Below are 1,735 nucleotides of genomic sequence, written 5' to 3'. Positions count from 1 at the left end.
AATGGGTAATTTGTTGAAGAATGAGGAGTTAACTATTGTAGCTGGCGATTATAATGTTGCACTGAATGAAATTGACGTTTTTGATCCAGTTTTGTTGAATGGTCAAGTGTGCTTCTATATAAAAGAGCGTGAGAAGTTAAGAGCAATCCTAAATCTCGGGTTTAAGGACGCGTTTAGGATATCCCATCCGAATTTACAGCAGTTTACTTGGTGGCATTATCAGGGCAATTCACTCAGAAATAACCAAGGAATGCGAATGGATTATATGCTGTTATCGCCACAGGCTATTGATAAGTTAGAAGGGTGCTACATAGATGACAGGCTACGCAAGCTGGAAAATCCATCTGATCATACGCCTGTTGTATGTGTTATGGAATAGTGTTTTAAAAGTAGCATAATGGTTGCATTCTCAGATTCACTACCTAACACCAGCGCCATAAAAACTTTTGTTGGCAAAACCCCTTCCCGCCAATCTTATTATAAAGACAATGAAGCTATTGATTTATCTTCGCAATCTGTGCAGACAAAAAACTTAGGGGTATCATGTTTAAATTTTTGCACAATGTGCACCTTATGTCTTTATAAATTTTCTAAGTTTTTAACCATATAAGCTGAAACGCGATTATAAGTCGTTTAAGACAGTAGAAGACGCTTAATTGACAAGGAGAACGTGAATAACTAGCTAACGGGGATTCTTTTGTCTTTTTTTCTGCTTTAGTAAAATTCTTAACGTTGGATTAGTTGTATAAAATCGGCTAAACCTTAGCGCTGAGAATAAAAACGCCGATATTTAAGGTACATAGAAAATAGCTAGCCACCCACGGGTTGCCTTTTTTTTATTAAGCAAATTTCTTAATGTTTGTAGCTAGGACAATGAAAAAGACCAGCCTAGATGCAGCTAAAATTAAGTTTTCTGGATCCCAGTACTGGGATAGGGGCTACTTGGATGACAAGAAGGGGAGGGCTGGGATGACAAAATAAAGAGCACTGGTATGGCATGAGGAGGGGCACTGGGATAACAGGAGAAGGATGAATGGAATGAGACCCCAGTACTTGGATGACACTAAAGGAACTCATTCATTTACTAACACAATGGTTACGCAATAGGCTTCATGACTTTACTTGAATGTTTGATATAATAATTAAATTATAAAATCGATTGAAGTCTAGCATGAATGAAGTAGCAACATTTGGCTGTCATTTAAATTTTTATGAAAGCGAATTAATCAAAGAAACACTAAGAAAAGCAGAGAGAGAAAATGTAGTTGTAGTACATAGCTGTGCAGTAACAAATGAAGCTGAACGCCAGGTGAAACAAATAATACGTAAGATTCATAAAAATGATCCAAGTAAAGAGATTATCGTAGTTGGCTGTGCTATTCAATTAGATCCTGAATCATATAGTGATATTCCTGGTGTAAGTAAGGTACTGGGCAATCAAGATAAGTTCAAAGCTGAAAATTACTTACTAAATAACAATAAAATATTAGTCAGTGATAATCAAGCAAGCAAGTCAGAACCAATTTTAATTTGAAAGCTTACAGATAAACCAAGAGCATTTATCGAAGTCCAAAATGGCTGTAATCATAGCTGTACATTTTGCTCAATCACTGAAGCAAGAGGTAACAACCGATCCGTACCAATAAACAATATTATAGAGCAAATCAAGATTTTCGTAGCAAATGGTTACCAAGAAGTAGTGTTTACAGGTGTTGATATTACTGATTTTGGTACA

General features: G+C 36.1%; 1 protein-coding gene and 1 pseudogene. Both read left to right on the top strand.

Features of this window, described 5'->3' with window-relative positions:
- On the top strand, positions 1-379 hold a 379-nt coding region (locus tag HET73_RS07305), incomplete at its 5' end, for an exodeoxyribonuclease III (protein ID WP_246210285.1).
- Positions 380-1,171: 792 nt separating this feature from the next.
- A pseudogene (locus HET73_RS07300) lies at positions 1,172-1,735 on the top strand (radical SAM protein); the annotation flags it as partial.

The sequence above is a fragment of the Wolbachia endosymbiont of Atemnus politus genome, from assembly GCF_013309895.1.
Note: the sequence above shows the minus strand (reverse complement) of the source record. Positions and strands in the feature narration are given on the sequence as shown.